The sequence below is a fragment of the Cryobacterium sp. MLB-32 genome (genome assembly GCF_000738085.1).
GTDB lineage: Bacteria > Actinomycetota > Actinomycetes > Actinomycetales > Microbacteriaceae > Cryobacterium.
In genome coordinates, this window is the sequence record NZ_JPRS01000349.1 from 1 (window position 1) to 1,087 (window position 1,087).

Consider the following 1,087-nt stretch of genomic DNA (forward strand, 5'->3'; position numbering starts at 1 on the left):
TGGCAAAACGCGAGGGCGAAGACCGCACGAGGTGATCGACACCGTCACGAATACGGCCGTACCAGGTGGACTGGTGGTGACCGAACCGCTTGGCGGAGGTGTGTAACTGCACGTGGAACCCCCAAAGACCTGCGACCCGCGCCACTTTGACATGGTACTCCCTCTACGGAGTGACTAACCTGAGGGAATGGCAGACATTTTCGACGTTGTGGCGGATTCGACCCGGCGGGACATCCTTCGGATCCTCCTCGACCGTCATAATCAGGGCGGCGAGGCTCGTGGTGAGCTCAGTGTGTCCGACATCGTCGGCAACCTCGGGCTCAGCCAACCGACCGTCTCGAAGCACCTCAAGGTGCTGCGCGAGAGCGGTCTCGTGAGCGTGCGCGAAGAAGGGCAGCACCGGTACTACCACCTCGACTACGCACCGCTTGAGGCCATCGAAGACTGGTTGATTCCCTTCCTGAGCGTCGACTTCGACGCCGCGGAAGAGGCCGACGCCGCCGAGGAAGCCGGTCTCAAGGAGGAGCAGCGCGCCTTCGCATCCGCCATCGGCAAGGCTTTCGCAGACACGTCGTACCAGATGACCCATGTCGTGAAGGATGCCACGGCGAAAAAGTGGCGTAAGAACGTCTAGACGACTGCCTGATGTCGATCTAGAGTGACCAACATGCACCCCTCGCGTGCATGTTGCCCACGCTGAAGGCGGGAATCGTGAAACCGGATTTGGCTGATGTTCAATTTCTGACGGTCGCCGAAGTTGCCGGCATGATGCGCGTCTCGAAGATGACCGTTTACCGCATGGTGCACTCCGGAGACCTGCCAGCAATCCGCTTCGGACGCTCATTTCGAGTGCCGGAATCGGCCGTCGCACTGGCTATTCAGAGCCCGATTGCCGACTCTGCGTAGATCCCAGCGAATTTCTCCAGTAGAATGGGGTTTTCGTGTCTGTCGCGAGTCCCGCGGCGAATCAACTCTTTGTGAGGTCCTGTGGGTTCTGTAATCAAGAAGCGACGCAAGCGCATGGCAAAGAAGAAGCACCGCAAGCTGCTTCGTAAGACCCGCCACCAGCGTCGCAATAAGAAGTAAG

At 59.2% G+C, this 1,087-nt stretch carries 3 protein-coding genes; all 3 read left to right on the forward strand.

Features of this window, described 5'->3' with window-relative positions:
* Positions 1 to 187: 187 nt before the first annotated feature.
* Positions 188 to 634 carry a helix-turn-helix transcriptional regulator gene (locus JF66_RS18485; RefSeq protein WP_035880312.1) on the forward strand — a complete coding sequence of 149 codons (447 nt, stop codon included), beginning with the start codon at positions 188 to 190 and terminating at the stop codon, positions 632 to 634.
* Positions 635 to 684: 50 nt separating this feature from the next.
* Entirely contained in the window at positions 685 to 906 is a 222-nt protein-coding gene (locus tag JF66_RS24645; RefSeq protein ID WP_051973747.1) for a helix-turn-helix domain-containing protein, read from the forward strand.
* An 81-nt stretch (positions 907 to 987) separates the two neighbouring features.
* Entirely contained in the window at positions 988 to 1,086 is a 99-nt protein-coding gene (locus JF66_RS22515; RefSeq protein ID WP_003792170.1) for a 30S ribosomal protein bS22, read from the forward strand.
* Position 1,087 lies beyond the last annotated feature (1 nt).